This is a genomic window from Microcoleus sp. PH2017_08_TRC_O_A, from assembly GCF_020738665.1.
Lineage (GTDB): Bacteria > Cyanobacteriota > Cyanobacteriia > Cyanobacteriales > Microcoleaceae > Microcoleus.
The window spans coordinates 84,210-91,068 of the sequence record NZ_JAEQCE010000042.1 but is presented as its reverse complement, the minus strand read 5'-3'; the positions used below and the strand labels follow the sequence as shown (position 1 = coordinate 91,068).

At 46.9% G+C, this 6,859-nt stretch carries 9 protein-coding genes; 5 read left to right on the top strand and 4 right to left on the bottom strand.

What is annotated here, in order from left to right; all coding sequences use genetic code 11:
- Nucleotides 1-322: 322 nt before the first annotated feature.
- The 3 genes from JGK22_RS16695 to JGK22_RS16685 form a co-directional block, all read right to left on the bottom strand.
- A complete protein-coding gene (locus JGK22_RS16695; RefSeq protein ID WP_293186563.1) occupies nt 323-1,138 on the bottom strand; it encodes an alpha/beta fold hydrolase in 816 nt (271 codons plus the stop codon).
- Nucleotides 1,125-1,319, bottom strand: coding sequence for a hypothetical protein (locus JGK22_RS16690; protein WP_293193378.1), 195 nt, complete (start codon nt 1,317-1,319; stop codon nt 1,125-1,127). Before JGK22_RS16690 ends, JGK22_RS16695 begins: the two co-directional genes overlap by 14 nt.
- Before the next feature lie 165 nt (nt 1,320-1,484).
- Nucleotides 1,485-2,210 carry a lysophospholipid acyltransferase family protein gene (locus JGK22_RS16685; protein ID WP_293193377.1) on the bottom strand — a complete coding sequence of 242 codons (726 nt, stop codon included), beginning with the start codon at nt 2,208-2,210 and terminating at the stop codon, nt 1,485-1,487.
- A gap of 546 nt (nt 2,211-2,756) precedes the next feature.
- Here JGK22_RS16685 and JGK22_RS16680 point away from each other — a divergent pair.
- The 5 genes from JGK22_RS16680 (at nt 2,757) to JGK22_RS16660 (ending at nt 5,863) form a co-directional block, all read left to right on the top strand.
- Complete coding sequence (locus tag JGK22_RS16680; protein ID WP_293186559.1) at nt 2,757-3,071, top strand: hypothetical protein; 315 nt, start codon at nt 2,757-2,759, stop codon at nt 3,069-3,071.
- Between the two features lie 130 nt (nt 3,072-3,201).
- Nucleotides 3,202-4,929 (top strand): succinate dehydrogenase/fumarate reductase flavoprotein subunit, encoded by a 1,728-nt coding sequence (locus JGK22_RS16675; RefSeq protein ID WP_293313230.1) that lies wholly within the window; start codon nt 3,202-3,204, stop codon nt 4,927-4,929.
- A gap of 148 nt (nt 4,930-5,077) precedes the next feature.
- Nucleotides 5,078-5,323, top strand: coding sequence for a hypothetical protein (locus JGK22_RS16670; RefSeq protein WP_293186555.1), 246 nt, complete (start codon nt 5,078-5,080; stop codon nt 5,321-5,323).
- Nucleotides 5,316-5,660, top strand: coding sequence for a hypothetical protein (locus JGK22_RS16665; protein ID WP_293186554.1), 345 nt, complete (start codon nt 5,316-5,318; stop codon nt 5,658-5,660). The genes JGK22_RS16670 and JGK22_RS16665 overlap by 8 nt, the downstream gene beginning before the upstream one ends.
- On the top strand, nt 5,657-5,863 hold the full coding sequence (locus tag JGK22_RS16660) for a hypothetical protein (protein ID WP_293127010.1): 207 nt from the start codon (nt 5,657-5,659) through the stop codon (nt 5,861-5,863). The genes JGK22_RS16665 and JGK22_RS16660 overlap by 4 nt, the downstream gene beginning before the upstream one ends.
- A 78-nt stretch (nt 5,864-5,941) precedes the next feature.
- On the opposite strand, the gene JGK22_RS16655 is transcribed toward JGK22_RS16660, so the two are convergent.
- The gene (locus tag JGK22_RS16655) at nt 5,942-6,853 is read right to left on the bottom strand and encodes a Uma2 family endonuclease (RefSeq protein ID WP_293186552.1); all 912 of its coding nucleotides are present in this window, start codon (nt 6,851-6,853) and stop codon (nt 5,942-5,944) included.
- Nucleotides 6,854-6,859: the final 6 nt, after the last annotated feature.

Below are 6,859 nucleotides of genomic sequence, written 5' to 3'. Positions count from 1 at the left end.
TTAAGATAGCTCGCGAGTCTTAAGATAGCTCGCGAGTCTTAAGATAGCTCGCGAGTCTTAAGATAGCTCGCGAGTCTTAAGATAGCTCGCGAGTCTTAATATAGCTCGCGAGTCTTAAGATAGCTCGCGAGTCTTAATATAGCTCGCGAGTCTTAATATAGCTCGCGAGTCTTAATATAGCTCGCGAGTCTTAATATAGCTCGCGAGTCTTAATAATATAGCTCGCGAGTCTTAATATAGCTCGCGAGTCTTAATATAGCTCGCGAGCGGGGACGCTCGCACTAAAAAAAAATACAAAAATGAGATGCTCCCTGACTGCTCACTAATGACTCCTGACTAATGATAAATATTCTTCTGATTCTGCCAAAAAATTGCGAGCTTGCATAATTGCGTAAAGGTCAACATCAGTTTCCAACAAACAAGCATGACCGCTATTAGCCAGCATCACCATTTCAGGATTCGGAATTACCTTGACTAAAAGCTTCGCTTCTGCCATAGAAGGCAGCAGCCGATCGGCTCCGCTAGCAATTACTAACGTCGGCTGTTCGATCGCACGCAACTGATTTTCATCCACATTAAACGATCGCACTAACGCCAATCTCCACACAGACGTATTTTGCGGTACCGCTTGCATCGCTTCCAGCAAAGCTCGCCGATCGTCCCGCCCAATCTTTCCTAAGGATGCTAATATCGGCAACAGACCGATTACCGACAGCGGATAAAGATTCGCCGGCAGCCACTGAGTCAGGTGAGAACCCCACTGCACCCAAGGCTGTTGTCGGAATGAAGAAGCTGGATTAACTAAAATTAGTCGATCGCACAATTGGGGAGCTTCTAAAACAACTTTTATCGCTAAACAGCCCCCAAATGACTCGCCGCACAGATAAACTGGCCGCTGATTGGCTTTCTTTTCTGCTTCAATTAAGGCAATTGTTTCCTTAACCAGTACCTCCCAGCTAGCCATGTCGTCGGCCGGTATAGCTAAGCAGCGAATGTCGAAATGCGGAGCTAATTTAGGAATTTGCGATCGCAGCAGCAAACCTCCCCCGTCCATACCGGGCAGAAATACAAATAAAGGGCGATCGGGTTTGGGCGGTTTCGGGCTGAGAAAACGAACCTTATTGTTAGCAGTTGGCATGATTAAACTTAATCTGGTAATTGGTAGTTGGTAATTGGTAATTGGTAGTTGGTAATTGGTAATTGGTAATTGGTAATTGGTAATTGGTAATTAGTAATTGGTAATTGGTAATTGGTAATTGGTAATTGGTGATTGGTAATCTTGCTCGCGAAGCCGAAGGGTCGCAATTGGCAATTGGCAATTGGTAATTGGTAATTTATTGCTCATTTTTACAACTGTCAACTGTCAACTGTCAACTGTCAACTATCAACTGTCAACTGTCAACTGTCAACTATCAACTGTCAACTATCAACTGTCAACTGTCAACTATCAACTGTCAACTGTCAACTGTCAACTGTCAACTGACTTAAACACACCCTCGCTCGAGTAATTGTGCAATTTCCCCCTGACAGTGTTCTGTAAGTTCAGCCACCACTGCTTTGGCCTTTTTGCCTCGATACTGCTGCTGTCGATCGACTGTAATCCAGTAAGGGCGGCCGATTAAAATATTAACTCGTTGATAAACTATCACAGGATGCCACCCAGCGCGATCGAACAACGGTTCGGAAGGATCGAACAAACTCAGCAACTTCAGCGGTAAACCCGATCGCACCGACTTTTCCTCCATCGAAGCAATCGCCACCGGCAATACCGCCAAATCCCGCACCGGCGCCCGCAAAGCCAAATGAGCAAATCCCCGCTGAAACTTCCCGATGGTATTGGGTTGAGTAAAGTTCACCATCGGTTCTGCACCCTCAGGAAACACCCCCACCATCTCCCTGTCTTGTAGCAGCGCCGTCGCTTGAGCGAAAAAATGTTGCTGTCGGTGCTCCGGTGCTTCCAAGGGGAAAGCCCCAAAACTCGTGACAACTTCCCGAATCACCGGAACTTGACCCATGTAGTGATGACAAGCAAACCGGATCGATCGACCCAACGCTGCTGTCAGCACCAAAGGATCTAAGAAACTGCGGTGATTGCTCACCACCAGTACCGGACTTTCTTGCGGAATCCGCTGCTGGTGGTGTACAAACATCTGCGTTCCCACACCAGCCAGGAAACAGCGCGAAATCATTAATGTGCGATCGGAAGACATGGGCTAAAACACAGGTAAAACGCTTTCAACAGTTGACAGTTGACAGTTGACAGTTGACCGAAGGAGAGCGACCTCTACCCTTAAGTCCGAGGATTGGAGTAATGAATAGTCTGATTTTCATTTCTCCCGCTCCGGGTTCCGGCTTTCAACCAATTCTTTCTGGAAAAGGTTGATTCCATACCCATGCAGCTTAACATTACTTTACAAAAATCGCGATCGGTCAAAAAGTATACTTTCCCCTTGTGCCTTTCTGTCGTAGTCCTGCACGCACGGGGGGTCAGAAACCAGGTTTTTGCGAAAAGACTCGTTACAGGCGCCAAAACAGTAAAAAACCCAGTTTCTTTGTCGGAGTGCCTAAGTCTGGTTTGGTAAAATTTCCCAGTCAGAAGTAAAATTTTATAAAGTCTTGTTGCAAACTTCTATAAAAATGTTTAAAAGAACGCCAAAACCAAGTTGTAGCAGCTAAAATTATAAATTCACAGTGGGCATTGACGCACTGTCAAAGTATTTTTCGACAAGTCGTAATAGCAATCTCCCGAGGCATCAATGGATAACATTCACAACTATCGCCTTAAATGTACCCTCACCTTTGGCGACATTTACGGTCAAATCATTGTTTGGCTGATAGTCATCTTCCTGAGTCTAGCGTCCGCACTCGCCCTCTGGAGCAGCGCCCGCCAAATCTACGCCTTGGCTACAGTTGGCTTGATTTTAGTGCTGTCTCTGCCATTCTTGCTGTTTGCTTTCGTGACAACTCTACTCAATAACATAGAAGTGCTTTCTGTAGACCCCGCCACCGAAGATCAACCTTCTGCAACGGGAAATCAGTCCCATCAAAGGTCTGTCGAAAGCGTCGGCTAGTCGAATTTGAAATTTTAGATTTTGATTTTCGATTAAAATCAAAAGTTAAAAAACTTCCCGATCTTTTGGTAGGAAGTTTTTTTTTGCGTCACCATAAGTTGAGCAGAACACTCAAAATAATTAAAAAACAATGCTAGAACACGACGTGATAATAGTTGGCGGCGGTTTAGCAGGTTGCCGCGCAGCCGTAGAAATTGCCCGGACTGACCCAAGTTTAAAGGTAGCTGTTGTTGCCAAAACTCACCCGATTCGATCGCACTCCGTCGCAGCCCAAGGCGGCATGGCCTCCAGCCTGCAAAATGTCGATCCAGATGACAGTTGGAAAGCCCACGCCTTCGACACAGTAAAAGGTTCAGACTATTTAGCCGACCAAGACGCCGTAGAAATCCTCACCCGCGAAGCACCCGGTGTCATCATCGATTTAGAGCACATGGGAGTCCTGTTTTCGCGCCTCCCAGACGGCAGAATTGCCCAGCGCGCTTTCGGCGGACATTCCCACCGCCGCACCTGCTACGCCGCCGACAAAACCGGTCACGCCATCCTCCACGAATTAGTCAACAATCTGCGCCGTTGTGGAGTTCACATCTATCAGGAGTGGTATGTCACGCGCCTGATTTTGGAAGCAGGCCAAGCCAAGGGCGTAGTTATGTTTAACCTGATAGACGGCGAAATTGCCGTCGTGCGCGCTAAGGCGGTGATGTTTGCTACGGGGGGTTACGGTCGAGTTTACAACACCACCTCGAACGATTACGCCTCGACTGGAGACGGTTTGGCGATGGCGGCGATGGCTGGATTGCCGCTGGAAGATATGGAGTTTGTGCAGTTTCATCCGACTGGTTTGTATCCGGTGGGAGTGTTGATTTCAGAAGCTGTACGGGGTGAAGGGGCTTATTTGATTAATTCGGAGGGCGATCGATTTATGGCGAATTATGCCCCGTCGCGCATGGAATTAGCGCCCAGAGACATTACATCGCGATCGATTTCCTTAGAAATTCGTGCAGGTAGAGGAATTAATCTCGATGGTAGTGCAGGCGGCCCCTTTATCTACCTCGATTTGCGGCACATGGGACGCGAAAAAATCATGAGCAAAATTCCTTTTGCTTGGGAAGAAGCGCACCGCTTGCTAGGAATTGATGCCGTAGACCAGCCGATGCCAGTGCGTCCTACGGCTCACTATTCAATGGGGGGAATTCCAACGAATATTGGCGGACAAGTTCGCAGCAGTGCTGACAGTTTGGTAGACGGTTTCTTTGCGGCCGGCGAAGCAGCTTGCGTCTCTGTTCACGGCGCTAACCGTTTGGGGAGCAATTCGCTCTTAGAATGTGTAGTTTACGGCAAAGTTACTGGCGCGACAATAGCACAATTTGTCCAAAATCGCAAGTTACCCGCAGTAGACGAACAGCGTTACATCCAGGAAGCGCAAGAGCAAATTCAAGCACTTGTAGACCGTCCCGGACAATACCGAATTAACCAAATTAGGCAAAAGTTCCAAGATACGATGACTGAGTATTGCGGAGTATTTCGCAGCGCCGAATTGATGCAGGAAGGTTTGCATAAATTGGAGGAATTGGAAAAACAATATCAAGAAGTTTACTTAGACGACAAGGGTAAATCTTGGAATACGGAAATTGTGGAAGCTTTGGAATTGCGGAGTTTGATAATTGTGGGGAAAATGATTTTAACTTCGGCTTTTAACCGTCAGGAAAGTCGGGGCGCTCATTCGCGGGAAGATTTTTTGCAGCGGGATGATGAGAAGTTCTTGAAGCATACGCTGGCCTATTATTCGCCTGCGGGGATTGATTTGGCTTATATGCCGGTGGCGATTACGATGTTTGAGCCGCAGGAGCGGAAGTATTGATTTATAGGGTGTGTCAGCCCTAAATAAATTTTGTTTGTTACCTAATTACCAAATGGCTGACGCACCCTACTTACTAAATGGTTAGGGCTTGTAGCGTAAGGCTTTTAGACGTTCTAGCTATACCTCACCTCCCCTAGAAGTGCTATATATGAGTAAAACGACACAGACATCTCAATTCCAGCAAGCTCTTGAAGCTGTAGAAGTTTTATCACTAGAAGATCAAGCCATGCTTCTAGATATTCTTCAAAATCGTCTGCGACAACAGCGACGCAATGAATTACTCAAGGAGGTGGCAGAAGTTCGTCAAGAGTATGCTGAGGGAAATGTTAAATTTTGTTCTGCCGCCGATTTTATGGCGGAGTTGGATGATAGTGAGGAGAAAGTTCATGGCTGATTTGCCCGATAGAACTATTACAATTATCCTAGAATTACAGCGCCGACTGGTGCAGCTAATCAATCAAGCGGGAGCGACTGAACTATCTGTTTTTGAAATATTTGGAGAAACGGAGGCAACTGCTTCTGTGCTAGAACAATTGACAAACATTAGAGAACGAGCTACTTCTTCTTATTCTCGCCTTTCTAACCTGCTCCTGCGAATTTCGGAATTTCAGCCGATCGCTCCTACTGCTACCATAGAACTACTGACTCAAACGATAGAACAAGCTGAAGCTACAGCCGAGGCCGGAGAAGCTACTGTCCGAGAAGCTAAAAGTGATTGGAACCTACTATGACTCAACAACCGCAACCAGAACCCGAAAAAGTAAAGCAGACAGTTGCTAAAATGCGCGAAGTCTGTCGGCAGTTTGATAGTCTTAATTTTGCACTTGATGAACTGATTGCCCAGATAGAAGCAGATATTCGGAATAGTCCTCTCACAGCTTATCGTTTAGGGAGAGCCAAGTCTGTTGCTGGGCCTGCGGAGTCAGAAAGTTAGTGCTACTGTCATTGGTTGCGATCGCTTCCTAGCAAATTCAAGATCGATCGCCCTTTTCCCCAATTTCCCTCCACTATCTCACTCTCCACCATCCTCCCTAACTTCTTCGACAGATAAACTTAACGCCTCCGCCACCTGTTCGGCACTCAAACCCATTCCCAACAACCGGGGAATTGCAGCCCTTCTTGCCTGAAATTCAGCTTGTCGTGCCTGCTCTGCACTGTCAGCTCGCAATCTTTCTTGTTCGGCTCGCAATCTTTCTTGTTCGGCTCTTTCCCGTTGTTGTTCCCCTCGCAATCTCTCCAATTGAGCTCTTTCATCGCCAATCAACAGCAAATTACCTTCCTCATCCCACCAACGCAGCCAAAGCATGGTTTGATTTTGATAACTGCCTTGCCAAAGTCCCAATTCTACGCCTAAAGGTGCGATCGCAAAATGACCGCGCTGATTCAGTTCTAAAAGTTGATAATATCCGTCAATCAACCGATAAACTTCTAATCGCCCGCTGTTAATTTCATAGATGCCGTAATAGGGAATTCGCATCACTCGCTCGTAGGCCCAAAACTTGCCAGGTTTCGTGATTACCCCTTCATCAGTGCGAGACAACGGAGTGCGATCGCGCTCTTCATCGCCATTCCCGCTCGCAAATTCTAACGCGATTAACGGTGCTATGTGTTCCCGCCACAGCACGTAAGAACGGCGAATTTGACCGTCAATATTAGGAGGTACATTAGGAACATAAAACCAATCAGGAGCTTCTGCACCTTTTTCCGGTGGCTCGGTTTCTCGCCAGTAAATGCCGCAGTCTTGACCGATCGCATATTGTCCGTCAGGATGCCGCTGCTGCAAAATCGGGCCGATCGAATCTGTTAAAATTAAACTTTGTGGATGCTCCTGGAAATTCTTCACAAAAGTACCATCCGACTCTGGTAATTGAGTGTGGTCTGGAAAAGCAGGAGGTAGAACAACGCGGTCAACGCTTTGGGTCATAATTCC